The organism is Prevotella sp. MA2016, from assembly GCF_000619825.1.
Taxonomy (GTDB): Bacteria; Bacteroidota; Bacteroidia; order Bacteroidales; family Bacteroidaceae; genus Prevotella.
This window is the reverse complement of the sequence record NZ_KK211036.1, coordinates 24,137-50,633: the sequence shown is the minus strand read 5'-3', so window position 1 is coordinate 50,633 and position 26,497 is coordinate 24,137. Positions and strand designations below refer to the sequence as shown.

Genomic DNA, 26,497 nt, shown 5'->3' with positions numbered 1-26,497 from the left:
ACTAAAATCACCATCCGGCATTCTGTTTCAACACTCCATTAGAGAGGATAATCTGATTCTGTGGAATCTGGCACAGTCCCTTCTTGGCTTTGATATTCTCAGCCGAGATCACCACCTTATCAGCATTGCCACCCGACATCACATCAATACCACTAGTAGCTATCTGCTGGGCTGCATAATCCACACCCTGGCGGAGCAGATCCCAGTAGTTGATAGCCTCGAAAGCAAACTCAAACTTGCGTTCCTTCATGATAGCAGTCTGAGAAACAGCCACTGGCTGCAAGCCAGCACGAGCACGCACCTTGTCGAGATAGGTCTGGGCTTTGCTGCTACCCAGTTCGGCAGCCATCAGCAGCACGTCGGCATAACGCATAATCACCCAGTCTTGATGGTTCTGCTCCTGGAATCCACCGCTACCATCCATCTTCGTTGCACTTGTGCCATCGGCAAAGCACAGGGGGGAGTATTTCTTTATCACATAACCGGTATATTCGCGCTGGTCCTTGTAACTGGCATCGAAAGCATCGTTCTTGGTGATACCTTCGTTCACGATGTCGATAATCGAGGCCTTCTTACGTAAATCGCCTGCCTCGAACTGGTTGACAAACTGTGGATTAACCGTGAGGGCTCCCCAACCGCGTCCGTAAGGAGCAACAGGCAGATTACGCATACCCAGCATCACCTGCCAACGGTTAGAGTCGTTATTGCCATTATAGTCCTGGGTGTTGGTAAACTTCATGGCCAATATGGTTTCGCTGTTACCATCGCCGGCATAGGTGCCCAACAGTGTCTCGGCATCGCCCACCTCAGCAATACCAGCCGAAGCTGCGGGCCACAGGTTCTTATACTCTGATACCAGTTCGTACTCGCCGCTGTTAATCACGTCCTCACAGTAGGCAAGCGCCTTCTCCTTGGTCACACCATCGATATTGGCACCATAATAACCAGTATAGAAGAGGTAGGCACGAGCATAAAGCGCCTCGGCAGCATACTTGGTCACATGTCCATCGTTGTTGGCAGCATCAGCCTTAGGATAGGCACCAGCAGGGATATTGTCGATGGCATACTGCAGATCGTCAAAAATCAACTGATACACCTCTGCAGGTGTAGCCTGTGGCACATTATCCTCGGTAGCTACTGTGAGCAGAGGCACATTGCCAAACATACGTACCAGATCGAAATACAGGATAGCTCGCAGGGCATGGCACTCACCCATATAGGTACCACGAAGCGTCTCGTTTTTCCACTCTATCTGCTCTTCGTACTTGATGAGTTCGTTACAACGGTAGATGCCTTCGTAATAACGTGCCCAATCGGCTTCGAAAAGATTCAGGTCTGATGACGACTGTGCGATATCAAATCGATCCACAACCTGATAGCCGCGTCCGTCGGTATTTCCGACACCGCCAAAGCATTCGGCACCCATCACCTCAGAAGCGACGTAGAATGCAAACCCAGGATTACTGCTCGTTTGGCGCCAACCGTCGTAGCAACCTATCAGTGCGCGATAGGCATCGTTCTGTGTCTTATAGAAATTACTGGTGTTTGACTCTGTCTTTGACTCTACATCCAGATAACTGTCTGTGCACGACATCATCCCGAATGACAACAAGACAAGAAGAGTCTTTGATATTGTTGATATATTCATATTGATTCCTCCTATTTTAGAATTTAACGTTTGCTCCAATCAGGAATGTACGTGGACGTGGATAGTAACCTACATCTACACCGTTCACCCATCCATCTGTACCATAACCAATCTCTGGGTCCATTCCCTTATACTTTGTGAATGTAAGCAGATTCTGAGCCTGCACATACAAACGCAACTGCTTGCAGTATTTGTTCTTCCAGATACGAGCCAGGTCATAACCCAGTGTAACAGTAGAGATGCGCAGATAGTCGGCATCATGCACAAACAAATCAGAGAACTGCCAGTTGATGTTGGTAGTAGTCACGCGAGGTATGCGGTTGCTGGTGCCTTCACCAGTCCAGCGCTGCAGTATCTCTGTGGTATAGTTGGCCTGTGCATTGGCATGATTACGGTAGGTCTGCACTATCTTCTGGCCAGCAGCACCGTTGGCCTGAACAGAGAAGTCGAGACCTCGCCAGTCGAATCCTAATGTAAAGCCATAAGTGAAGTCGGGCATACCATTACCCAGATCCACTTTATCGTCGTCATTGATCTGTCCATCATGATTCACATCGTAATACTTCACATCACCAGGTTTCACATCAGCCTGCAGCACGCCGTTTCCATTAGCAATCCACTCATTGATTTCCTGCTGATTCTGGAACAGGCCTGCAGTCTTGTATCCCCAGAAGTAACCAATGGCATGTCCGTTCTGTGCACGATAGAACTCAGGTGCGTTGTCATACAACTGATTGGTAGCACCATGGATAATACCATCGTCGGTAGGAATATTGCCCACCTTATTCTTATTGTAAGCACCATTTACGCCGATGTTGTAACGGAACTCCTTGCCAATCATGTCATTCCATGCCAGATTGAACTCAAATCCAGTGTTCTTCACGTCGCCGCCATTGATGGTTGGTGCACCTGTTCCTACTGTAGCCAGCACTGGAGCTGTAACCAGCCAGTCCTTGGTGGTCTTGATATAATAGTCAAGATTCACATTCAGGTGTCCTCCGATCATGCGGGCATCGATACCTACGTTGAACTGCTCTGATGTCTCCCAAGTCACATTGGGATTAGCCACACGACTTGGGTATGCGCCCCAGTTGGTACCGATTACCGATACCGACTCTGTATCGTCGTAGCCCGATGTACCAAACAGATAGTGGGTATTAGTGTTCTTTACAGGAGCCAGATACTGGTAGTCGGAGATATTCTGGTTACCCACCTGTCCCCAGCTCACACGCAGTTTCAAGAAATCGAGCCAAGAGGCAATAGGTTTCATAAACTGCTCGTTAGAAACGGTCCAACCAGCTGATACCGATGGGAAATAGCCGAAGCGATGACCGCTGGCAAACTTGCTCGATCCATCAGCACGCAGGGTGGCATTCACCATATAGGTCTCCTTCCAGTTCCATCCCAGACGACCGAAATAAGATACATTGCGCGACTCACCATGAGGACTGCCGCCTGCTCCCAAGCCATCGTCGCTCGATGTGGCAGTACCATTGTTCACATAAGCATGACGCCAATCGTCGAAACCCTCTTTCAGATAGCCCTGACTGCCGCTTACCGATGTCCCCTCATATCGGCTAGCTTCCATACCAACCAGCACACTGAAGGCATGGTCATCCTTCCAAGTAAAATCATACTGGGCCGTGTTGGTCCACGTCAACGACAAGCCATGGTTCATACTCTGACTAACAGAGGTGCGGGTGTCGTTATAACTATATGGACTGAAGTGATAGAACGTAGAGAAGCCACGATACTCGCTGGTGCTATAAACAGCACCAAACACGCTGCGCAGTTTCAGTCCCTTCAGCGGGGTGAGTTCTGCATACACATTGCCACTGAAGTTGGCACTCTTGTTCTGATTATTGGTATTGGTCATCATGCTGCCATAAGGGTTGCCATCATACTGATACCAATCACTATAGTCGGTAGCATTATACGGACTGCCGTAGAAGCCGTTATACTGACTGGCCTCAGCACCAGCATCAGCCTGACTTCCATCAAAGATATTGGTAGCATATACAGGTGCCAGTGGCGAAGTGCCAAAAGCGCCACGCAGGGTGTTGTTATACTGATTGCCCACACCTACGCCTGTACTCTTAGTATATATATAGCTTACCTGCTCACCCACTTTCAACAACTTGTCTATCACATTGTGCTCAGAGTTGATACGGAAGTTGTAGCGCTCATAGTTCGAAACGTCTTTACCGCCCACGATACCTTCCTGACTCATGTAACCTAACGACAGGGCATAGGTTGATACCTTATTACCGCCAGTAATACCCAGATTATAACTCTCAACCTTGGCATTATCCTTGAACATCTGATCAATCCAGTTGGTGTCATACAGATTGCCATTGGGGTCATAGATACTCTTCATCTGTGTAAAGTCGTATGGCTGATTACCCGAGTTTATCTGCTGTTCATTCATGATGGTCATATACTCCTGCGAGTTCAGCATCTTTGCTTTGCGGGCCACGTTCTCCCAGCCCTGATAGGCATCGAAACTGATTTCGGCCTTACCAGCTCTACCGCTCTTAGTAGTAACCAGCACCACGCCATTGGCAGCCTGGGCACCATAGATAGCTGCCGAGGCAGCATCCTTCAGCACATCGATACTCTCGATGTCTGCAGGGTTCAGGGTTGAAATATCACCACCGATACCATCAATAAGATACAATGGACCAGAACTGCCCACGGTACCAATACCACGGATGTTCACCTTCATGCCAGAGCCAGGCTGTCCGGATGTTGACTGGATGCTCACACCAGGTGTTTGTCCCTGCATGGCTTGCAGCGGATTGGTGGTGTTCAGTTTGGCAATGTCTTCACCTTTCACTTGCGTAGTGGCGCCCGTGAGCAGTTTTTTCTTCTGCACACCATAACCAATCACAACCACCTCGTCGAGCGACTGTCGGTCTTCTTCCAGCACTACGTTGATAGTACTGCCATTACCAACTTTTACATTTTTAGTGAGATAACCCACATACGAGAATACCAAGGTCTGACCTTGTTCTGCATTGATGGTATAGTTACCTTCCAGATCGGTAACGATACCTGCATGACTTCCTTGCACCTGAATGGTTGCGCCAATTAGTGGTTCGCCATCTGTAGCAGATGTCACTTTACCAGTAATCGGCTTAGCCGAAAGGGTGCTAAACACAGCTTGCATCGTGACAAAGAGCACGATGAGCATAGATTGCTTTAAACTGTTTTTTTGCATAAGTAGAATTTGTTAATTAATTATTGGTCTCAAGTTTTTAAATCTGATCACACCGCAAATGTAGTACGTTTATTCCGAAGCAAGGGGAAACGATGTTTCAAAAAAAGGAAGATTTGTGTTGCAGCGCGTTTTTTTGTCGCCATCGAAACATCAATTCCCTTTTTGGAAACATGATGACTCCTACACCCCCTCAAAAAAGCTGGCGCAGCATGAGCTATTACCAAAAAAAGTGTTAACTTTGCAACGTCAATATAACCGCTGTAAATATGAAACGATATTTATTACCTCTATTACTATTCTTCACCCAGATAATGCTGGCACAATCCGTCACAAACACAACATTCAAGACCTTAGGAATCGTTGATGGTTTGCGGAGCAATGCCGTCACCAGTTTGTTGGCCGATAGTAGAGGTTATCTATGGATAGGCACCTACCAAGGTTTGAATCGCTACGATGGGCATCAGGTGAAGATCCGTTTCCCCGAGAGTTCTATCCCCCAGCTGCATGAAGTATTCGACCAGACCATCACTTCGATAGAAGAGGATGCTGCCGGTCATATCTGGATAGAAACAGAAAGCGGTTCCTACAGTATCTATGACACCCGCATAGCGCAGTTCAATGCCAACCCACTCCAGTTGCTCCACAGTCTTGGCATGCATTTCAATGGTGCTTTCAAGGTAAAAGTAGGTGCTAAAGGTGCATTATGGGTGCTCACCGAGCATGGTATCTTCCGCTACGACTATCACACCAAAGAACTTAATTCGTGGGAGAAAAAAACGCCACTACCAGGTAAGACTGCTCATGTGGTGGCCGAAGTTTCGGATGGTTTGTATTTCAGCGCCAACCATGCAGTGTGGCATTTTCATAGCAGCACGGGCGAACTGTATAAGGAGAAATTGCCCGAAGTGATGAATCAGTCAATTGGCGAGACCAGTATGATGGCTGATGCCGATGGAACATTGTGGGTGTACAGCACGCGCGAAGAGCATATCTGCAGATTGATTGTTGGCGGGCGCTACGTAAACGAGATGGTAAACCTGCCCTACACCTCAGGAGCATCGCTCAACAATGCCATCCGCGACATGATGGACGACCAGCGCGGCAATATCTGGATAGCCACCGACCACAAGGGGTTGTTTATATATAATAAGAATACAGGTGCCATCACGTCGCTGCGCCACCAACGCGAAAAGCAGCTCTCGCTGCCCTCTGATAATGTGACCTGCCTGACCAGCGACCGCGACGGCACCATCTGGGTGGGGCATCTCAAGGCAGGTCTCTCCTACACCAGCAATGCCAATAACATCATGCAGCCCCATGCCCTGAAGTGTGGCGACATCCTAGCCATGGCCTACGACACCCATGGCCATCTGTGGATGGGCACCGATGGCGACGGCGTGTATATAGAGAAAGCCGATGGCAGCATCATCAAGACCTCGCTACCCAATATTACAGTGATGAGCCTGCTGAGCGATGGTCATGGCGGCATGTGGGCCGGCACTTATAATCAGGGACTCTACCACCTTGTCAATGCCTCACAATGGAAACGCTACGCCACCGAGCTTGGCACATTCCCCTCAGAAACAGTATGGACATTGGCTGCCGACAACAACGGACGTATATGGTCGTCATCACCCATAGGCAAGACAGTTATCTTTAACCCGCAGGATGAGAGCACCCATGTGGTGACCACAGACAATGGCGAGGACATACGCGGCAATGCTGTACGTTATGATGGTGACGGCACCATGTATATCGGTTCGGTATATGGCTTGTGGCGCTATCAACTGGCCACTAATAAGTGCAGTGTGTCATTCGGCAACAAACATCAAACCCAGCAATGGATGAGCCAGATGATTATCGATGTGAAGACCGACAAGCGCCAAGGGCTGATGATACTCGTTCACCCTGATGGCATGACAGTATTTGATACCAAGCGCGACACGCTCAGCTATATTCAGCGTACTACCGACATCATCAAAGGTCTGGTGAGCGACCACGAGGGCACCTACTGGGTATGCACCACCAGCGGCACGGTAGTAGGTATTCTGCCACAGCGCCATCGGGGCGGCATTGAGCTGATACGTCGCAGTTTCCAACCCTATGTAGGCATGCCGCAGTTCTACTTCAATGGTGATGCCATGACCCTTTCGCCCAACGGTCAGATACTGATGGGTGGCACCGAGGGATATATGAGCATCAATCCCCATCAGCTCATGGCATCCAAGGCCGAAGACCGTCCACTCAGCATCAGCGAGATAGCTGTTGGCGATAGTCTGATCAACGAACGCACAACCACCATCAACCTGAACTATGATGATGCTTATCTCTCGGTGAGATTCTTTGCTGGCAGTTTGGAGAATGTGCGCCACACCCGTTATGCCTATCGCCTGGTAGGTCAGACAAGCGACTGGGTGCTGACCGACCAACCTGCCGTATCGTTTCATGCCCTGCCACCGGGACAATACACGCTGCAGCTCTGTGTGTGCCGCGAGGATGGCAGCATGAGTCCGCCACAGGAGCTAACCATCAATGTGGCGCCCCCCTTCTATCGCACCATACCGATGTACTGCGTCTATGCCCTGATGGCGATAGCCATTCTGCTCTTCATCAGGAGTCAGATGCACAAGCGCCAGCAAGCACGCTCCGAACAGCAGCGCCAGATGATGGAACGCCAGAAGATAGAGCAGATCACAGAGATGAAACTGCAGTTCTTTACCAATATCAGTCATGATCTGCGCACGCCCCTCACCCTCATCATCTCACCCTTAGAACAGATCATTAAGAAGTTGGAACAAGGCAGCTCCATCAACAGTCTGCAAGCCCAGCTTCACAATGTATATAAGAATGCACAACTGCTGTTGCAAGAAGTCAACTCCCTACTCGACTTTCGCCGCTTGGATGCTGGTGGTGAGACACTCAACCTGCAACGTGGTGATATCGTGGATCATCTCAATAGCATTCTGGTGTCGTTTGGTGATTATGCCGAAGAACGCGGCATCCATCTGGCGTTCGAGCACGAAGTGGATAGTTATGTGTTGGACTACGACCGTGAGAAGATGAACAAGGTAATCTATAATCTGTTCTCCAACGCCTTAAAGTTCACCCCCGCTGGCGGCAGCGTCACCCTACGCATCAACCTCACATCAACATATGTATTGATAGCGGTTGCCGATACAGGCAAAGGCATTCCCGATGCCGACAAGCCCAACATCTTCAAGCGCTTCTATCAGTCGTCGTCGAACGACAGTTCACAAACAGGTAGCGGTATCGGTCTGCATATCGCCAACGACTATGTGAAGCTGCATCATGGCACCATCAGCGTAGCCGACAATCATCCCAAGGGCAGTATTTTCACCATCACCCTGCCGATAGCCTCCAATAGCCATCAGATCAAAGCCGAAGCAGCTACAGATGGGGCTGCAACGACAGAACCATTCGTAGAACCACAGTCCAACACCCGCAAGTCGATTCTGGTGGTAGATGATAATCAGGACATGCTCTCGTTTGTCAGCTCTTGCATGAAAGAGTATTTTGATGTTTATACTGCCAGCGATGGCGCCGAAGCGCTGCAGGTGCTGCAACAGCAACAGATAGATCTGGTGATTAGCGATGTGATGATGCCAGGAATAGATGGTTTCGAACTCTGCCGCCGGGTTAAGACGGATATCAACCTGTCGCATATCCCCGTCATCCTGCTCACAGCCCGCACCACCGACGTGAGTCGTATCGAAGGATTGCAGTTGGGTGCCGACGATTATCTCACCAAGCCCTTCAATGTCGAAGTGCTGCGCTTGCGTGTACAGAAATTCATCGACTGGGAGCAAAACAATCACCATCAGTTCCGCCAGAAACTCAACATCGAACCTAGCGAGATAACCATTACCCCACTCGACGAACAGTTTATCCAGAAAGTTATTTCACTGGTAGAGAAGAATATTTCCGATTCCGAATTTTCAGTAGAGGCGATGGCAGCCGAAGTAGCTATGTCGCGCTCTACACTCTACAAGAAGCTCATGGCCATCACGGGGCAAGGCCCAGCCGAATTCATCCGTACCATCCGCATCAAACGAGGTCGTGCTTTGCTCGAATCCTCACAGATGCAGATTACGGAAATAGCTTATGCTGTGGGCTTCACTACCGTTAAGAGTTTCACCATGAACTTCAAAGCAGTATATGGTGTCACTCCATCCGAATTTCAGAAATCTAATTTGTCAACAGTTTCACAAGGAAAATGAAATAGGTATCAATACTCACAGATTATAGAATTTCAGTCCGATAGAGAGTCCTAACACATCCTTGAGCGGAATACTGCTCTGGAACATAGAGCGCACATAGAGGTCGCATGTTCCCACCTCGTAGAACAGTGTGATGCGATTGTGCATGAGGCGCTTTCGCTTGGGGATATCAAAAGTGATGCGCTGTCCCAAAGCCAAATTCAAGCGAAACTTGGTACTCATAAACTCATAATACTTGTCGGGGTAACGCCCTGGCTGACTTTTCCAGAACTCATGCCCATATACCGTGTTGATATAGAGACTAACAGTAAGAGGTTCGAAAGACCACTTGCACGTTTTATTCAGATCAGCCTTTGAATTAATATTAAGATGCCAGGGGATATAGTTGCCCTTGAGGGTTGATGTGAGTTTGCCGCGCGTGGACTGATGCTTAGGAATGTATCCAAACAGCAGATCGGTCTCCCACTGGTGCCGCTTGCCGTAGCTCCATCCCAATCCCATCGACACAACACCCATGTTTCCAGCATTCTGTATCACAAAATGTGTAGGCACCAGCGATGCCCATGCCTTTTGCTTTCGCAACATGCGCTGCTCATACTTACTATTCAGTGTATCTACAACCGAGATACTATCGGCAGCCGTGGCGCATATTGAGCACATCAGCATTGTTATACTAATAAAATACTTGTTCCATTTCATAGCCCTCGGGTGTTATAGTCATGATACGATAATTGCGATGCTGTGCACAGTCGATGCCATAGAAAATCAGTCCGTCATCGTAGAAGTCAACCACAGTGTCGTTGTGATTATGTCCATAGACACAGCACATCAGACCGGGGAAATAGTCGAGATAACGGCGGAATGCCTTACATACGTTGTTGTTAAACTGGTCACTATATGGCGGTGCATGCATCACCAGCACCGTGCGGTCGAACTTGTCGGAGTCCTTAGTCATTTCCTCTTCCATATAGTCGAAATTAGGCACTGCGGCCAGATAGTCGTACTCTGTGGCATTGGTGTTCAGGCATACAAACTTGATACGGCCGGCAATAAATGAAAAGTCAAATGCGCCATACATCACCTCGTAAGTCTGATCGCCAGTACCTAGAAAGTCATGATTACCAATGAGAGCTACCCATGGTGCATTCAATTTCTGCAGGATGTCACGGCTCCACTCGAACTCGTTTTTCGTGGCAGTGTCGGTCAGATCACCACAATGCACCACAAAATCCACGTTACGGGTATTCACATCTGCCACCTGGGCGCGCGCATCCGATAGCCACAAGTGGGTATCGCTGATAAAGGCCACGCGTAGTGTTTCCTTATCGGCAAATCTACTTTCGATGATGGCCATCTGTTTGGCATTGATACCAATCTCACCCTTTACATTCACATCATAAGGATGGATATCAAAAGCTCCATCGCATGACGTCATCAGGATAGTAAGTATCACAATCAGTAGTTTTTTCATGATTACAATGCTTTAGTTATTATCTTTATTACGTTCCCGGGTGCAAATATAAATATTTTTTTTCAAAAAATCTGTCCGATATTAAAAGAAATATCGGACAGACGATTAAATTCCCAATAATCCGGGATTTAATTGATGGTTGTAGTGGCTACAGGCAGACTACTCTTCACACTCACCTGTACCTTACCTTTCTTATTGGTGCTACGTACCACGATGATGGCACGACCTTTAAAAGTAGTGGCGCGTGGCAATGTCTTTATCTCGCGGTCCTTCAGGTCGGCCGAAGCAAAAGCCATCAGCGTGGCCTGTCCTTTCACGATAGCCTCACAAGGAATAGCAGCATCAGGACATACCCTACCCTCTTTATCCACCACCTCAACGGTGATATAGGCCAGCGACTGTCCGTTGGCAGTCAACTTGGTGCGGTCTGCAGTCAGGCGCAACTTAGCAGGTTCGCCAGCAGTAGCCAGGATTACGCTCTCGCCACCAGCCTCAGCGCGCAGTGTGCCAGCCTCGTAAGGCAAGTTGAACACAGCCTTAAACTCTGTATCGCGGCCCACCTTCTTAGTGCCCACCAGTTTATCGTTCAGATAGAGTTTCACCTCGGGCGCCTTGGTATACACCTCTACATCGATGGGCTTACCTTCCCATCCTGCCCAGTTCCAGCTCTCCCATGTGGGCCAAACGCTCCAAGAGGTTTCATATATCTTTCCATGATAGCCATCTGGCTCCTTCACAGCCATGTAGAGAGGTTCGTTGTCATTCCACAGCATACTGCGGTAATGGCTGATGGGGCGACGCCAACCGGTCATATCCACATCGCCGCAGCAAGCGCCGTGCCAATCGGGTTGTCCGCCTTCAGCATAGCTCTCGCCTGGGCGCTCACCCTCATAATAGTAGCGACCGATACCCGACTCGCCCAGATAGTCGAGACCTGTCCATACCATATCACCAATCACGTAAGGATAATCATGCACGGTAGCCCAGTTGCGGAAAGCCCCACGGGGATAGCTCTCTGTCTGCCACATCACACGCTTGGGGTCGCGTTTGTGGTCGGTAGCATGCTTGAATATCATGTAGTTATAACCTGCGATGTCAAGCACCTCAAAGTGTGGGTCATAAATCTCCCAATCACGATCCCAGGCGCAGAGGGCTTCGGTCACAGGGCGTGTCTTGTCGCACTCCAGCACGGCTGCCTTCAACTTGCGGGCTGTGGTTACCACAGCTATCTCCTTGCGCTCTATCACCTCGTTGCCGATGCTCCATGAGATGATGCTAGGGTGATTGCGGTCGCGCATCACCATGGCATGGATATCCTCACGATAGCACGAATCGATAAGTGTAGAATAGTCATACGGTTTCTTAGCTGTGCGCCAACCATCGAAAGCCTCTCCGATAACCAGCATACCCAACGAGTCGCAGGCATCCAGGAAAGCACGTGTGGTGGGGTTATGACTGGTACGAATCAGATTGAATCCAGCCTCTTTCATCAAGCGCACCTTGCGTATCTCAGCATCGTCGAAGGCCATGGCGCCTATCACACCGTCATCGTGGTGCACGCAGGCACCATTCAGCAGCACAGGCTTGCCATTCAACACAAATCCATTCTCAGCATCATAGCTGAAAGTGCGTATGCCGAATTTTGTTGAGTGTTTAATGTTGAGTGATGAGGGTTGAGGGTTGAGGGTTGAGAGTTTAGTGTTGAGGGTGTAGAGATAGGGATCCTGGGGCGACCAGAGACGGGGATTCTGGATGGTATAGCTAAAGCATACCGTCTTGCTCTCGCCTGCCTGCAGCTCTAACTGCTGTTGCTTGCCTTCCACTTCTACCATGGCCTGACCAGCGGTGGCAGCCTCGTTCTGCACCGTCACCTCTACATTCACTGTGGCCTCTTTGGCAGATACGTCACTCGTGGTAACATACACACCGTTTTCGGCGATGTGCAGGGCAGGCATCGTCTGCAGCCACACGTGGCGATAAATACCTGAACCTGAATACCAGCGACAGTTCACCTGCTGACTGTTGTCCACCTTCACCACTACTTCATTCAGTCGTTTGTCCTTATATAAATAAGGTGTCACGTCCACAGTGAAGGGGGTATAGCCATAAGCATGCTGCCCAGCCTTCTGACCATTCACAAACACTTCGGCACGCTGATAAACGCCCTCGAAGTGCAGTTTCACCAGTTCCCCCTTAGGGGTGGCGAAAGCTTTGCGATACTCACCTTTGCCAGCAGGAAACCAGCCGCCATCGGTTCCCGTGGCACCGGTTTCTGGATTAGAGGCATACGAGATGTCCCAATCATGAGGTAGGTTTACACTGATGGTCTTGCCATCATGGCTGAAATGCCAGCCGTTGTCGAATAATTGTTGTGTCTGTGCCTGGGTGCCCATACTAGCCCCCAAAAGCACAGCACATAAAGTTAGTTTTTTCATTTTTTAGTTATGATATTTGTTTTAAGAATTACTCTTCCATCAGTTTACGGTATCGAGCACGCTTAGGCTCCTCTAAGCCCAGGCGTTGAGCCTTGTTGCTCTCGTACTCGCTATAGTTGCCTTCGAAGTAGAACACATTGCCCTCTCCCTCAAATGCCAATATATGTGTACAGATACGATCCAGGAACCAACGGTCGTGACTGATGATGACGGCACAACCAGCAAAGGCCTCCAAGCCCTCCTCCAGTGCACGCAGGGTGTTCACGTCGATATCGTTGGTAGGCTCGTCGAGCAACAGCACGTTGCCTTCCTGCTTCAGCGCGATGGCCAGATGCAGACGGTTGCGCTCACCACCCGACAGCACGCCGCACTTTTTCTCTTGGTCGGCACCACTGAAGTTGAATCGACTCAGGTAGGCACGCACGTTCACGTCCTTGCCACCCATACGGATAGTCTCATTGCCCTGACTCACTACCTCATAGACCGACTTGGTTGGGTCGATATCCTTATGCTGCTGGTCCACATAGCTCAACTTCACCGTCTCGCCCACTGAGAACTGACCTGCATCGGGCTGATCCAAGCCCATGATGAGTCGGAACAGCGTAGTCTTACCCGCACCGTTAGGACCAATCACACCCACAATACCATTTGGTGGCAGATTGAAGTTCAAGTCGGTAAAGAGCTGTTTTTCGGGGAACGACTTTGCCACGTGTTCAGCCTCAATCACCTTGTTGCCCAGTCGTGGACCATTGGGGATGAATATCTCCAGTTTTTCCTCCTTCTGTTTCTGTTCCTCGTTCAGCATCATCTCATACGAATTCAGACGGGCCTTACCCTTGGCATGACGGGCCTTGGGCGCCATACGCACCCACTCCAACTCACGCTCCAGTGTCTTGCGACGCTTCGAGGCACTCTTCTCCTCCTGAGCCAGGCGCTGACTCTTCTGTTCCAGCCAGCTTGAGTAGTTGCCCTTCCAGGGGATGCCCTCACCACGGTCAAGCTCCAGAATCCACTCAGCCACATCATCCAGGAAGTAGCGGTCGTGGGTCACGGCAATCACCGTTCCCTCATATTGCTGCAGATGTTGCTCCAGCCAGTCGATGCTCTCAGCATCCAAGTGGTTGGTAGGCTCGTCAAGCAGCAGCACGTCGGGTTTCTGCAACAGCAGTCGGCACAGTGCCACACGGCGGCGCTCACCACCCGAGAGATTTTTCACGCTCCAGTCGCCCGGCGGACAGTTCAGTGCAGCCATCGCGCGATCCAGTTTCGAGTCCATATTCCAAGCATCAGTAGCGTCGATGATATCCTGCAGTTCAGCCTGTCGCTGCATCAGCTTATCCATTTTGTCGGCATCCTCGTAGTACTCGGGCAGTCCGAACTTTACGTTTATCTCATCGTACTCGGCCAACGCATCATACACATGCTGCACGCCTTCCATCACGTTCTCCTTCACTGTCTTTTCCTCGTTCAGTGGTGGTTCCTGTGGCAGATAACCCACACTGTAGCCGGGGCTCCACACCACGTCGCCCTGATACTGCTGGTCGAGCCCTGCAATGATTTTCATTAGGGTAGATTTACCAGCACCGTTCAGTCCAATAATACCAATTTTGGCGCCATAGAAAAAACTCAGGTAAATGTTTTTAAGCACTTGCTTCTGATTCTGCTGAATGGTTTTGCTCACGCCTACCATCGAGAATATCACTTTCTTGTCGTCAACTGTTGCCATATATATCTATTTATTTGATTTGTCGGCAAATATACAAAAAAAAAGTGAAAATAGAAGCATTATTCAACTATTTTGTCTAATTTTGCAGATACAATACATTAATAATTAAAAGTTATGGTAAAGCATATTATTCTCTGGACTCTGAATCCAGAACTCTCTGAAGAGGAGAAGCAGACAGTGAAGGCCGGTATTAAGGCTGGTTTGGAAGGATTGGTAGGCAAGGTGCCCGGACTTCTCGACGTGAAGGTACACATTGAAGGCCGCCTGGCTTCATCCAATGCCGACGTCATGCTCGACAGCACTTTGGAGAGCGAGGAGGCCTTGAAAGCTTATGCTGTTCACCCCGAACACGTAGCCGTAGCCAATGGTAAGGTTCGCCCTTATACCGTTCAGCGCAGCTGCCTTGACTTCGAGATTTAATATCTTACATTCAACTTTCGCAAGTTTAGTTTAATCTTATCAGATAACGTTTTGTGGACTTCCATTAATAAAGCCGCGAACGTTATCTGTTGCTATTTGTATCAGTCGCACTCTTGCTTCAGTACTTGCCCAAGCAATATGTGGTGTGATATAAGCGTTAGGCTGCTTCAGCAAAGGATTGTCGGCAGCAGGTGGCTCTACCGTCATCACATCGGCACAGAAAGCATAAAGTCGGCCCTCTGCCAGTGCATTAGCCACAGCATCATCGTCGATCAGCGGTCCACGACCTGTATTGATCAGGATGGCCGACGACTTCATCTTCTGGATACTCTCTTTATTAATAAGGTGTCGGGTATTGTCGGTTAGCGGACAATGCAGCGACAATACATCAGATGTAGCCAGCAACTCGTCGAGCGTCACCTTCTCGATACCATCGGGCAGCACCTCTTTGCTGCTCAGTGCCTTTACCTTCATGCCGAAGGCCAGTGCAATCTGGGCTACACGCATACCGATGTTTCCCAAGCCCACAATACCGAATGTTTTACCGGCTATCTCAGGCAGGAGGGTATCGATGTAACTGAAGTCCTTACTCCTACTCCACTTACCCTCACGGTTTTGCTGTGCATAGTGCTCTGTGCGATTAGTTACTGTGAGCAGATGTGCAAACACCATCTGCGCCACGCTCTCGGTGCTGTAAGCCGGCACGTTTGTTACCACAATACCGCGCTCGTGCGCAGCCTGGATATCCACCACGTTGTAGCCTGTTGCCAGCACGCCGATATACTTCAACTTGGGCAACTGTGCCATCACCTCGCTGGTCAGCAGTACTTTGTTGGTAAGCACCACCTCAGCGTCGGCTGCTCTCGCCACTGTTTCCTCGGGTGCCGTACGCTCATAAACCGTTACATCACCCAACTTCTCCAGCTCATTCCAAGACAAATCGCCTGGATTGGCTGTATAACCGTCTAGTATTACAATATTCATCAGATGTTGTTTTTTAAAAAAAAGAGAGGAACTCACCCTCGTGGCAAATTCCTCTCAGAAGATTAAATATTGTTGAAAAACAAATATTACTTCTTATTGATAGCCAGGTCGATAGCAACGGCTACAGAAACAGTTGCACCTACCATTGGGTTGTTACCCATACCCAGGAAGCCCATCATCTCAACGTGAGCAGGAACAGAAGAAGAACCTGCGAACTGAGCGTCAGAGTGCATACGACCCATGGTATCGGTCATACCGTAAGAAGCAGGACCGGCAGCCATGTTATCTGGGTGCAGGGTACGACCAGTACCACCACCAGAAGCTACAGAGAAGTAAGGCTTACCAGCGAGTACGCGCTCCTTCTTGTAAGTACCAGCTACTGGGTGCTGGAAACGTGTTGGGTTTGTAGAGTTACCAGTGATAGATACATCTACGTTCTCCTTCCACAGGATAGCTACACCCTCACGTACGTCGTCGGCACCATAGCACTTAACCTTCAGACGGCTTGGGTTGTTGCCATAAGGAACCTCCTTAACAACATTGAGCTCGCCAGTGAAGTAGTCGAACTTGGTCTGTACGTATGTGAAACCGTTGATACGGCTGATGATCTGAGCAGCGTCCTTACCAAGACCGTTCAGGATAACGCGCAGAGGATTCTTACGAACCTTGTTAGCCATCTCAGCAATCTTGATAGCACCCTCAGCAGCAGCGAAGCTCTCGTGACCAGCGAGGAATGCGAAGCACTCTGTCTCCTCGCGGAGCAGACGAGCGGCGAGGTTACCGTGACCGATACCTACCTTACGATCGTCGGCTACTGATCCAGGGATACAGAAGCTCTGCAGACCGATACCGATGGCCTCAGCAGCCTCGGCAGCTGTCTTTACGCCCTTCTTGATGGCGATAGCAGCACCACAAACATAAGCCCACTTAGCATTCTCGAAGCAGATGAGCTGAGTGTCCTCACACATCTGATATGGGTCGATACCTGCCTTTTCACAAATCTCATTGGCCTCCTCGATAGAGTTGATGCCATTCTCCTTCAGAGCAGCAAGAACCTGGTTGATACGGCGCTCCTGACTCTCAAACTGTACTTTTCTAATCATTGTCGTATCCTCCTATTATTCTTTACGTGGGTCAATAGCCTTAACTGCACCCTGCTCCTCGGTTGTGCGACCGTAAGAACCGGTGAACTTCTTCATAGCCTCGTTGGCATCCATGCCATTCTTGATGGCCTCCATCATCTTGCCCAGGTGTACATACTCGTAACCGCAAACCTCGTTGTTAGCATCGAGGTACTGCTTGGTGATGTAACCCTCGGTGAGCTCGAGATAACGTGTGCCCTTGGCAACGGTACCATAGAGTGTACCAGTCTGTGAACGAAGACCCTTACCGAGGTCCTCAAGACCAGCACCGATAGCCAGACCGCCCTCAGAGAAAGCGCTCTGTGTACGTCCGTAAACAATCTGCAGGAAGAGCTCGCGCATAGCGGTGTTGATAGCATCGCAAACGAGGTCGGTATTCAGAGCCTCGAGGATGGTCTTACCAGGCAGGATCTCAGATGCCATAGCGGCAGAGTGAGTCATACCAGTGCAACCGATGGTCTCAACAAGAGCCTCCTGGATAACACCGTCCTTCACGTTCAGGCTCAGCTTGCAGGCACCCTGCTGAGGGGCACACCAGCCAATACCGTGGGTGTAACCAGAGATCTCCTTGATTTCCTTTACTGCTACCCATTTGCCCTCCTCGGGGATAGGTGCAGGTCCATGGTAAGCGCCCTTACAAACGCTACACATGTTCTCCACTTCTTTTGAATAAATCATTGATAATAAAACATTTAAATGTTAAACAACTTAATATATCCTTCTTTTTGACCTACAAAATTACGCCATTTATTTGACATTAACCGACATCTTGGTTATCATTTAGGAATTATTAACCAAAGGCCGAGTTCTTACAAACCTCTGTACTTCAGTAATCCTGAGGCATCGGGGTTCTTCATGCCCGTAAAGTCGGTAAACATCAGCATCTGATCCTTGGTATTACCACGGCTCAGCACCTTCTGGCGGAAAGCATCACCAGTCTCGGGCTTCAGTGCGCCCAACTTCTGGAATGTATCAGCCACATTGCAGGCCAGTACCTCGGTCCACAGATAGCTATAGTAGCCGGCGGCATAGCCACCACCCCATACGTGATTGAAGTAAGAGGTGCTATAGCGTGGAGGTACCTGGGTATCATAGAGTCCAATCTGCTTCAGCGCGTCGATCTCGAACTGTGGTGCCTGGGCTGCTGTTGGAATCTCGTCGGCAGACAGGTGGTGCCAAGCCAGATCAAGACAGGTAGCTGCCAGGTTCTCACCCAACGCATAGGCAGTCTGGAAGTTGATGCTCTTCAGCATCTTCTCTTTCAGATCGGCAGGCATAGGCTCGCCAGTAACTGCGTGCTTAGCGTAGTGGTCAAAAATCTCGGGGATAGAAGCAAAGCTCTCATTGAACTGCGAAGGCATCTCTACAAAGTCGCGTGCCACAGCAGTACCACTCAGGGTATTGTAGTAGCAGTTAGAGAGCATACCGTGCAGGGCGTGACCAAACTCATGGAACAGGGTTGTCACCTCGTCCCAGGTGATGAGTGTGGGCTGACCATCAGGAGCCTTAGCATAGTTCGTCACATTATATATAATAGGCAACTGATTGCGCTGACCGCTCTGCTTGGCAAAAGCGCTCATCCAAGCACCGCCACGCTTGGTGGGTCGGCGATAGGGATCGCTGTAGAACAGAGCCAGCATCTTGCCATCCTTGTCGCGCACCTCAAACACCTTCATATCAGGATGATAGGTAGGGATATCCTTGCGCTGTACGAAGTTCAGACCATACACGCGGTGAGCAGCATAGAACACGCCGTTCACAATCACGCTGTCGATATTGAAATAAGGCTTCACATCATCATCGCTCAGATTCAGCATCTGCTGCTTCATCTTGGCCGAATAGTAGAAGCGGTCGTAAGGCTCCAACTTGAAGTCGGCCCCCATCTGCTGTTTGGCAAAATCCTCGATAGCCTTGGTCTCAGCCTGGGCTTTAGGAGTGTATTCAGCAATGAGCTGCTTCAAGAAACCATACACATTATCAGAGTTCTTAGCCATCGTGCGCTCCAACGAGTAAGAAGCATAGTTCTTATAGCCCATCAGTGCAGCCTTCTCAGCACGCAACTTGGCTATCTCAACGACGATGGGGAATGTATTGAACTGACGGGTACCATCGGCACGATGACGCGAAGCCTCATACACACGGCGGCGCAGGTCGCGGTTGTCCAGATTGGTCAAGATGGCCTGCTGGGTGGTATTCACAATGACGATAGCATATGGCGTGATAGCACCACGACTCTCAGCATCCTTCTGACACTGGGCAATGTCAGCCTCGCTCAAGCCAGACAGTTCCTCCTTGGTATTTACCCATACCACTGAACCGTTGGTAGCAGCGGGCAGCAGGTCGCCCCACTGCTGCTGAAGCTCAGAGATGCGCAGATTAATCTGCATCATACGCGCCATCTTCTGGTCGTCGAGCAGAGCACCAGAGCGCACAAAGTTCTTATAGACCACCTCGGTGAGGCGCTTGTCCTCGCCCTTCAGTTTCTTATACTCCTTGTCGTAAACAAACTTAATCTTCTGAAACAGAGCCTTATTAAACGAGATCTCGTTCTCAAGCTCGGTCAACAGAGGCGTCACCTTCTTCTCGGTATCAGCCAGAATTGGTGTCTTGTGGGCACTGGTCAGGCCCTCAAACACATTCAGCCACTTGTCGAGCTCCAGGCCACTGGTCTCCAGAGCCAGAATGGTGTTCTTGAAGGTTGGTTTCTGCTTGTTGGCCACAATCTGCTCCACCTCCTGTCGCTTCTGCTTGATAGCACTCTCGATAGCGGGTAGATAGTCGGTTTCCTTAATCTTGCTGAAATCAGGCGCTCCCTGCGGCAGATTGTCAGCAGCCAATGTAGGCAGCATCATTGCTGCAAAACTCAATGTCATGAGCTTTCTTGTTACTTTCATATCCATTAATTCTTTAGTTGGTTTTTGGGTCATCCCTTAGTATGTGGCAGGTGGAACTTATACTGGTTGGTCATCACCTCTTTCACGGTGTTGATCTCCAGGAACTTGGTGCCACCACCCTCGCCTACGTTACCACTCAGGTAGGCAATCTTATCAGCATCCTGCACATACCCCTTCTGGCGCAACATACGCACAGCAGCGTGGAACAGCTCCTCGGGAGCGATATGCTCCTTCTGGTAAACAGGAATCACGCCGTAAGAGAGATTGAGCAGGCGCTGCAGTTTATCATTATAACAGATGGCCAGCACAGGGTTAGGACCACGGAAGGCAGCCAGGTTGCGAGCAGTGTCGCCCGAGCTGGCATCGGTGATGATACCCTTTACGCCGAGCTTCTCAGTAGCCTCGATAGCCGAGTGAGCCATAAACTCGCGGATATCGCAGTCGGCCGACAGGGGCACCTCGATGTCGTTCTCACGCATCTTGTCCTTCTCAGCCTGCTCTGCAATGGCAGCCATTGTGCGCACAGCCTCTACAGGGTACTTACCACTGGCAGTCTCACCCGACAACATCAGTGCGTCGGTACGATAGTAGATAGCATTGGCGATATCTGTTACCTCGGCACGTGTGGGGCGAGGATTATTAATCATCGTATGAAGCATCTGTGTAGCTACGATAACCGGCTTCTTGGCGCGCACACACTTGCGGATAATCTGGCGCTGGATGCCAGGAATACGCTCGATGGGCACCTCGATACCCAGATCACCACGGGCAATCATGATACCATAAGAAGCCTCGATGATCTCATCGATATTATCCACACCCTCCTGATTCTCAATTTTAGATATAATCTTGATGTCAGAGTTATAGGCATCAAGGATAGCCTGCACAGCGCGTACGTCGGCAGCCGAACGAACAAACGAGTGAGCGATAAAGTCGATATTCTCGTCGATAGCCAGCTTGATATTCTTTCTATCCTTCTCGGTCAGCGCAGGCAGAGCGATATGCACACCAGGCACATTGACACTCTTATGCGATCCCAGCACACCGTCGTTCTGCACCTGTGCAATCACGGCAGGACCGTTTACGCCAATCACAAGCATATCCAGTGCACCATCATCAAAAAGGATGTGACAACCCTCATACACATCGGCTGCGAAGTCGGCATACGAGAGATTGATAATGTCGTGTGTAGTGTCCATTTCCGGACGTCCGAAAATCTTCACCACATCGCCGGTCTTATAAGCGATAGGCTCTGCACAACCAGTGGTGCGCACTTCGGGGCCCTTGGTATCTATAAGGATACCAATATGATGACTCACACTACGTACATTACTAATAATGTTCTTAATACCTTTCTCGTCGGCATGTGCCGTGTTCATTCTTACAACGTTCATACCGGCCTCGAAAAGACTACGGATGAAATCCTGATCACATCTTCTGTCACTAATGCTAGCTACAATCTTTGTCTGCTTCATGTTATTTTTCGTTCTTTTGTGGTGCAAAGGTACAAAAAAACGCCCAAAAAGCATAGAAATTCACCATTTTTTGAAAAAAAAACGAGAAATATTTTCGTAATCTGCTGAAAATTAGTAACTTTGCAGTCCGAAAACGAAGAGTTTCGAGTTTACACATTATTAATATATAAAGAAGTAAATATCTAATAAAGAAATGACAAAGGCAGAAATCATCAACAGAATTGCTGACGAAACAGGCCTGGCGAAGAAAGACGTAGCAGTCTCTGTAGAAGCATTCATGAGCTGTATTCGCGAGAGTCTCGCTGATACTAAAGAGAATGTTTATCTCCGTGGCTTTGGTACGTTTGTTGTAAAGCGCCGCGCCCAAAAAACCGCCCGTAACATATCTAAGAACACAACCCTGGTTGTAGAGGCTCACGACTATCCCGCTTTCAAGCCCTCGAAGAGCTTTATTGAGAGAATGAAGTAATTAACATTATAAATTATTAGTATTATGCCAAACGGAAAGAAAAAGAAGGGCCACAAGATGGCTACACACAAGCGTAAGAAGAGACTGCGCAAGAATCGTCATAAGAGCAAGTAAATCTTGATCCTCTGTGACCAATAGAAAAGAAATGAAAGGAGTGTGTCAAACTAATCTCACAAGGATTACGGCACACCCTTTTTAGTATTAACGAGACAACCCGTCAGAATAATCAAATCAAAGAAAACATGACAAGTGAAGTTATCATTGATGTGCAACCAAAGGACATAAGCATCGCCCTGCTCGAAGACAAACAACTGGTGGAATACCAGGAGGAGCAGCGCACAGCATCCTTCTCGGTGGGCAACATTTATGTGGCAAAGGTTCGCAAGCTGATGCCAGGACTCAACGCTTGTTTCGTTGATGTCGGCGCTGAGCGCGTGGCATTCCTGCATTATCTTGACCTGGGAACTCAATTCAACTCTTACGAGAAATATCTGAAACAGGTTGTGAGCGACCGCAAGAAGCTCTACCCTATCCAGAAAGCCCACATCCAGCCAGAACTGAAAAAGGATGGCAGCATCGCCAACACACTGAAGGTTGGTCAGGAAATACTTGTTCAAATCGTAAAGGAACCTATCAACACCAAGGGTCCACGACTCACCTGCGAACTGAGCTTCGCCGGTCGTTATCTGGTACTGATTCCTTTCGAAGACGGTGTTTCTGTTTCAACCAAAATTAAGAAAGGCGAAGAGCGAAGCCGCCTGAAGCAGCTCATACAGAGCATCAAGCCCAAGAATTTCGGTGTCATCGTACGTACGGTGGCCGAGGGCAAGCGAGCAGCTGAACTTGATGCCGAGCTGAAGGTACTGTTGAAGCGTTGGGAAGACGTGATCACCAAAGTACAGAAGACAACAGAGCGCCCACAACTCTGCTTCGAGGAGGAAAGCAGAGCAGTAGCATTGTTGCGTGATCTCTTCAATCCCACTTACGACGGCATCCACGTGAACGACAGCGGCATTTATGAAGAAATCAAGAACTACCTGGGTCTCATCGCACCAGAGAAGAAGGACATTGTGAAGCTCTACAATGGCTCTGTGCCCATCTTCGACAACTACGATGTGACCAAGCAACTCAAATCGGGCTTTGGAAAGACAGTCAACTACAAGCATGGTGCTTATCTGATTATCGAACACACAGAGGCTATGCATGTAGTGGATGTAAACAGCGGTACGCGCATCAAAAAGGAGAACAACCAAGAGGCCAATGCCCTGGAGACCAACCTTGGAGCTGCCGACGAGTTGGCACGCCAGTTGCGACTCAGGGATATGGGAGGTATCATCATCGTTGACTTCATCGATATGAAACTGCCCGAGGACCGCCAGCTGCTCTACGAACGCATGTGCAAGAACATGCAGAAGGACCGAGCCAAGCACAACATCCTGCCTCTGTCGAAATTCGGACTCATGCAGATTACCCGCCAACGTGTGCGCCCTGCCATGAGCGTGAATGTGGAAGAAACCTGCCCCACTTGTTTCGGAAAAGGAACTATCAAGTCGAGCATCCTGTTCACTGATACTCTGGAGAGTAAGATTGACACCCTCGTCAATAAGATTGGAATCCACAAGTTCACCCTGCACGTCCATCCTTACGTGGCTGCCTACATTAATCAAGGCCTTATCAGCCTGAAGATGAAATGGCAAATGAAATACGGACTGGGCGTTAAGGTCATCCCCTCGCAGAAGCTGGCTTTCCTCCAATACGAGTTCTATGACAACAACGGACAGTTCATAGATATGAAGGAGGAAATCGAAACAAAGTAAAACGATTGAACTTACACCTAAGCCTATGCTGACACTTAAAATCCTATTTTGGGCCATGCTGCTCATAGCATTCTACACCTACATCGGGTATGGAATTCTACTATACATGATCATCAGGCTAAAACGGCTCTTTGCGGGTACTCCCCGCAAAGCCGTCATGCCTACTGATGAACAGTTACCCACCATGACACTGCTCATCTGTGCCTACAACGAGGAAGACGTTATAGCCGAGAAGATGGCCAACACACTGGCCATCGACTACCCTCGCGACAAATTCCGCATCATGTGGGTCACCGATGGCAGCACCGATCGCACCAACGAACTCCTGGCAGCCTACCCCGAAGTAGATGTCGTGTTCAGTCCTGAGCGACGCGGTAAGACAGCCGCCCTGCAGCACGGACTGCAGGAACTGCGCACACGCTATGTAGCCTTTACCGATGCCAACACCATGATTAATCCAGGAGCGATGCGCGAGATAGCCCGCCTGTTTATGGAAGACCCCACCGTGGGTTGCGTGTCGGGCGAGAAACGCGTTGCCGCACGCCAGCAAGGCGAACTGGCAGCCGAAGGCGAAGGCCTCTACTGGCGCTACGAGAGCACCCTGAAGCGCTGGGACAGCGAACTCTATTCAGCCATGGGAGCAGCTGGCGAACTTTACGCCATCGACCCGAAACTCGTACACCAGGTACCCACCAATGCCCTGCTCGACGACTTCATGATGTCGATGCTTGTTGTAAAAGATGGCAGTAGAATAGCCTACACGCCAGATGCCTATGCACAGGAATACGGATCGGCCAATATCTTTGAAGAGAGCAAACGCAAGCGCCGCATCGCCGCCGGAGGCCTTCAAAGCATCTGGTGGTTGCGCAGCCTGCTCAACCCCTTCAAGTACCCATTGGTCAGCTTCCAGTATATCAGTCATCGCGTGCTGCGTTGGAGCGTCACTCCAATTGCTTTGGTTATCCTACTGGTTTCCAACGCATTACTAACAATTCTTCGCGCCGGAGTCTTCTTCGACGTCATGCTCATCCTGCAGGTTTTATTCTACTTCAGCGCCTTTATCGGCTGGTTCTTAGGGCGCCGAGGTATCAAGCAGAAACTCTTCTACACGATTTACTATTTTGTGTTCATGAACCTCAATGTTTTCCGCGGAATGGCATATCTTTCACGTCAAAATAACAGTGGAGCATGGGAAAAAGCAAAAAGAAGTTGATTTTTTTTTCATTTTTCTTTCATATATAAAAAAAAAGCATTACCTTTGTCGCGAAATATAGCGCTAAAGAGACTCATGGAATACAGCGAAAAAGAAATTATGCTTCAAAAATTAGCCGATGCTAATCGCAAGCTTACCATTGCCCAAGAGCAACTAGACATTGCGAATCAAAAGCTAACCGAATATGAAGAGAAAGCTAAGAAGGCAGAAAAAGCGAGTAAGATGAAATCGCTTTTCCTGGCTAACATGAGCCATGAAATCCGCACCCCACTGAATGCTATTGAAGGTTTTTCACGTGTGCTTGTTGAGACCGACTCACAAGACGACCGTATGAAGTTCTTCGAGATTATCGAGAGCAACAACAATCGTCTGCAGAGCCTTGTCAACGAGATTCTTGACCTTTCGCGTGTAGAGTCAGGCGAAATTGTGATGAAGAAGACCAGCACCGATCTGAACCAGCTATGCGACAGCATCAAGAACCTCTTTAAGTTCCGTTGCCCCGAGACAGTGAAGCTCTCATGGGAGCAGCCCAACATGACTGTCACATTCAATACCGATGCCAACCGCATCACCCAGGTATTCTCAAACCTCATTAGCAACGCTTTGAAACACACCTCTTCGGGTAGCATCAAGTATGGTTACCGCATGCTCGAAGAAGGCACAAATATCGAGTTCTTTGTTCAGGACACCGGTACAGGTATAGCCCCCGACGACCTGCAGCACATCTTCACAACCTACGTATCACGTGATGCCGAGAACAGCAACAACGGTTATGGCTTGGGCTTGGCACTCTGTAAGATTATCGTTGAGAAGCTGGGCGGTAAGATCTATGTAGAGTCAGAACTTGGCAAAGGCGCCCTGTTCCGTTTCATTCTCCCCTTCGAGGGCACCATTGGCGGCATGACCCCAGCTCGCAACACCACCACATCCAATGTGCGTACTATCCGTGTGAGCGGTCGCCCCGACGACAGAAACAAGAAGACCATTCTGGTGGCTGAAGACGAGGACAGCAACTACGAGCTGGTAAAGATTGTGCTCCACAAGCGTTATCGCCTGATTCGTGCACACAACGGTATCGAAGCTGTTACTTTGAACGAAGAAGAGCATCCCGACCTGATACTCATGGACATCCGTATGCCTGAGATGAACGGTCTTGATGCCACCCGCATCATCAAAGAGGTAGATACCGACACCCCAGTGATAGCTCTGAGCGCCTATGCATTCGAAGAGAACATCCGCGATGCCAGAAATGCAGGCTGCGATGAGTTCATGGCCAAACCATTCAAGGTAGAAAACCTGATTGAGCTGGTTGGCAAATATCTCGACAATTGATTTATAAATATCT

Annotated in this window: 17 protein-coding genes; 6 read left to right on the top strand and 11 right to left on the bottom strand. The window is 49.4% G+C overall.

The annotated features are described in order from the left end of the window. Window positions 1-7: 7 nt before the first annotated feature. Both T360_RS0110865 and T360_RS0110860 read right to left on the bottom strand, forming a co-directional pair. Complete coding sequence (locus T360_RS0110865) at window positions 8-1,648, bottom strand: RagB/SusD family nutrient uptake outer membrane protein (protein ID WP_028912817.1); 1,641 nt, start codon at window positions 1,646-1,648, stop codon at window positions 8-10. Between the two features lie 16 nt (window positions 1,649-1,664). After that, window positions 1,665-4,868, bottom strand: a complete 3,204-nt coding sequence (locus tag T360_RS0110860) for a TonB-dependent receptor (RefSeq protein ID WP_028912816.1) — start codon at window positions 4,866-4,868, stop codon at window positions 1,665-1,667. Between the two features lie 266 nt (window positions 4,869-5,134). On the opposite strand from T360_RS0110860, the gene T360_RS0110855 reads away from it, so the two are divergent. Next, complete coding sequence (locus T360_RS0110855) at window positions 5,135-9,106, top strand: two-component regulator propeller domain-containing protein (RefSeq protein ID WP_081772781.1); 3,972 nt, start codon at window positions 5,135-5,137, stop codon at window positions 9,104-9,106. Between the two features lie 15 nt (window positions 9,107-9,121). On the opposite strand, the gene T360_RS15195 is transcribed toward T360_RS0110855, so the two are convergent. From T360_RS15195 to ettA, 4 genes are all read right to left on the bottom strand, one after another. Continuing rightward, window positions 9,122-9,772: a hypothetical protein gene (locus T360_RS15195; protein ID WP_051523527.1), complete on the bottom strand. Its 651-nt coding sequence runs from the start codon at window positions 9,770-9,772 to the stop codon at window positions 9,122-9,124. A 7-nt stretch (window positions 9,773-9,779) separates the two neighbouring features. Beyond that, entirely contained in the window at window positions 9,780-10,577 is a 798-nt protein-coding gene (locus T360_RS0110845; protein ID WP_028912814.1) for a metallophosphoesterase, read from the bottom strand. Between the two features lie 128 nt (window positions 10,578-10,705). Then, window positions 10,706-13,012, bottom strand: coding sequence for a glycoside hydrolase family 2 TIM barrel-domain containing protein (locus T360_RS0110840; RefSeq protein WP_028912813.1), 2,307 nt, complete (start codon window positions 13,010-13,012; stop codon window positions 10,706-10,708). A gap of 28 nt (window positions 13,013-13,040) precedes the next feature. Further along, window positions 13,041-14,738, bottom strand: coding sequence for an energy-dependent translational throttle protein EttA (gene ettA, locus T360_RS0110835; protein WP_028912812.1), 1,698 nt, complete (start codon window positions 14,736-14,738; stop codon window positions 13,041-13,043). A gap of 114 nt (window positions 14,739-14,852) precedes the next feature. Here ettA and T360_RS0110830 point away from each other — a divergent pair, with 114 nt between their 5' ends. Continuing rightward, a complete protein-coding gene (locus T360_RS0110830; protein WP_028912811.1) occupies window positions 14,853-15,158 on the top strand; it encodes a Dabb family protein in 306 nt (101 codons plus the stop codon). Window positions 15,159-15,197: 39 nt separating this feature from the next. Here the strand turns inward: T360_RS0110830 and T360_RS0110825 are convergent, their stop codons facing one another. The 5 genes from T360_RS0110825 to pyk all read right to left on the bottom strand — a co-directional run bounded on the left by T360_RS0110825 (window position 15,198) and on the right by pyk (window position 21,653). Continuing rightward, on the bottom strand, window positions 15,198-16,142 hold the full coding sequence (locus tag T360_RS0110825) for a D-2-hydroxyacid dehydrogenase (protein WP_028912810.1): 945 nt from the start codon (window positions 16,140-16,142) through the stop codon (window positions 15,198-15,200). 86 nt (window positions 16,143-16,228) lie between these two features. Continuing rightward, on the bottom strand, window positions 16,229-17,245 hold the full coding sequence (locus T360_RS0110820) for a GGGtGRT protein (RefSeq protein WP_028912809.1): 1,017 nt from the start codon (window positions 17,243-17,245) through the stop codon (window positions 16,229-16,231). Window positions 17,246-17,260: 15 nt separating this feature from the next. Next, window positions 17,261-17,962 carry an iron-sulfur cluster assembly scaffold protein gene (locus T360_RS0110815; protein ID WP_013065322.1) on the bottom strand — a complete coding sequence of 234 codons (702 nt, stop codon included), beginning with the start codon at window positions 17,960-17,962 and terminating at the stop codon, window positions 17,261-17,263. A 131-nt stretch (window positions 17,963-18,093) separates the two neighbouring features. After that, the gene (locus tag T360_RS0110810) at window positions 18,094-20,184 is read right to left on the bottom strand and encodes a M3 family metallopeptidase (RefSeq protein WP_028912808.1); all 2,091 of its coding nucleotides are present in this window, start codon (window positions 20,182-20,184) and stop codon (window positions 18,094-18,096) included. A gap of 23 nt (window positions 20,185-20,207) precedes the next feature. Then, window positions 20,208-21,653 (bottom strand): pyruvate kinase, encoded by a 1,446-nt coding sequence (gene pyk / locus T360_RS0110805; protein ID WP_028912807.1) that lies wholly within the window; start codon window positions 21,651-21,653, stop codon window positions 20,208-20,210. A gap of 193 nt (window positions 21,654-21,846) precedes the next feature. On the opposite strand from pyk, the gene T360_RS0110800 reads away from it, so the two are divergent. The 4 genes from T360_RS0110800 (at window position 21,847) to T360_RS15190 (ending at window position 26,484) form a co-directional block, all read left to right on the top strand. Next, window positions 21,847-22,122, top strand: a complete 276-nt coding sequence (locus T360_RS0110800; protein WP_028912806.1) for an HU family DNA-binding protein — start codon at window positions 21,847-21,849, stop codon at window positions 22,120-22,122. Between the two features lie 242 nt (window positions 22,123-22,364). Continuing rightward, on the top strand, window positions 22,365-23,939 hold the full coding sequence (locus tag T360_RS0110790) for an Rne/Rng family ribonuclease (RefSeq protein ID WP_028912805.1): 1,575 nt from the start codon (window positions 22,365-22,367) through the stop codon (window positions 23,937-23,939). Window positions 23,940-23,964: 25 nt separating this feature from the next. After that, complete coding sequence (locus tag T360_RS0110785; protein WP_028912804.1) at window positions 23,965-25,152, top strand: glycosyltransferase family 2 protein; 1,188 nt, start codon at window positions 23,965-23,967, stop codon at window positions 25,150-25,152. 99 nt (window positions 25,153-25,251) lie between these two features. Further along, window positions 25,252-26,484, top strand: coding sequence for an ATP-binding protein (locus T360_RS15190; protein WP_197019306.1), 1,233 nt, complete (start codon window positions 25,252-25,254; stop codon window positions 26,482-26,484). Window positions 26,485-26,497 lie beyond the last annotated feature (13 nt).

Coding starts and splice junctions, on each gene's coding strand:
- T360_RS0110790 (WP_028912805.1), top strand. CDS start 22,365: ATGACAAGTGAAGTTATCATTGATGTGCAACCAAAGGACATAAGCATC.
- T360_RS0110810 (WP_028912808.1), bottom strand. CDS start 20,184: ATGGATATGAAAGTAACAAGAAAGCTCATGACATTGAGTTTTGCAGCA.
- T360_RS0110840 (WP_028912813.1), bottom strand. CDS start 13,012: ATGAAAAAACTAACTTTATGTGCTGTGCTTTTGGGGGCTAGTATGGGC.
- ettA (WP_028912812.1), bottom strand. CDS start 14,738: ATGGCAACAGTTGACGACAAGAAAGTGATATTCTCGATGGTAGGCGTG.
- T360_RS0110845 (WP_028912814.1), bottom strand. CDS start 10,577: ATGAAAAAACTACTGATTGTGATACTTACTATCCTGATGACGTCATGC.
- T360_RS0110865 (WP_028912817.1), bottom strand. CDS start 1,648: ATGAATATATCAACAATATCAAAGACTCTTCTTGTCTTGTTGTCATTC.
- T360_RS15195 (WP_051523527.1), bottom strand. CDS start 9,772: ATGCTGATGTGCTCAATATGCGCCACGGCTGCCGATAGTATCTCGGTT.
- T360_RS0110860 (WP_028912816.1), bottom strand. CDS start 4,868: ATGCAAAAAAACAGTTTAAAGCAATCTATGCTCATCGTGCTCTTTGTC.
- T360_RS0110785 (WP_028912804.1), top strand. CDS start 23,965: ATGCTGACACTTAAAATCCTATTTTGGGCCATGCTGCTCATAGCATTC.
- T360_RS0110830 (WP_028912811.1), top strand. CDS start 14,853: ATGGTAAAGCATATTATTCTCTGGACTCTGAATCCAGAACTCTCTGAA.
- T360_RS0110815 (WP_013065322.1), bottom strand. CDS start 17,962: ATGATTTATTCAAAAGAAGTGGAGAACATGTGTAGCGTTTGTAAGGGC.
- pyk (WP_028912807.1), bottom strand. CDS start 21,653: ATGAAGCAGACAAAGATTGTAGCTAGCATTAGTGACAGAAGATGTGAT.
- T360_RS0110820 (WP_028912809.1), bottom strand. CDS start 17,245: ATGATTAGAAAAGTACAGTTTGAGAGTCAGGAGCGCCGTATCAACCAG.
- T360_RS0110800 (WP_028912806.1), top strand. CDS start 21,847: ATGACAAAGGCAGAAATCATCAACAGAATTGCTGACGAAACAGGCCTG.
- T360_RS0110825 (WP_028912810.1), bottom strand. CDS start 16,142: ATGAATATTGTAATACTAGACGGTTATACAGCCAATCCAGGCGATTTG.
- T360_RS15190 (WP_197019306.1), top strand. CDS start 25,252: ATGCTTCAAAAATTAGCCGATGCTAATCGCAAGCTTACCATTGCCCAA.
- T360_RS0110855 (WP_081772781.1), top strand. CDS start 5,135: ATGAAACGATATTTATTACCTCTATTACTATTCTTCACCCAGATAATG.